Annotated in this window: 1 protein-coding gene; it reads left to right on the top strand. The window is 58.7% G+C overall.

What is annotated here, in order from left to right:
- Positions 1-8 precede the first annotated feature (8 nt).
- Complete coding sequence (locus tag AC0KVN_RS27755) at positions 9-167, top strand: sodium:proton antiporter (protein ID WP_483656883.1); 159 nt, start codon at positions 9-11, stop codon at positions 165-167.
- Positions 168-242 lie beyond the last annotated feature (75 nt).

The following is a 242-nucleotide window of genomic DNA, read 5'->3' as shown; positions in this document are numbered from 1 at the left end:
CCGTCTTCATGGGGGCCAACAGCTATATCGGCAATGCGCCCAACATGATGGTCAAGGCCATCGCCGAGGAGCGCGGTATCCGCATGCCCAGCTTCTTCGGCTACATGGCGTGGTCGGTGGGCATCCTGGTGCCGCTGTTCATCGTCATGAGCTTCCTGTTCTTCTGAGTGCTACCCCCGCTTTCTTCCGATAACGAAACCGAGACCACGAGACCCGCATGAAACCCAAGATCTTCGTCGCCC

This window comes from Sphingobium sp. SG1, assembly GCF_057063145.1.
This window is presented reverse-complemented; position numbering and strand designations above follow the sequence as displayed.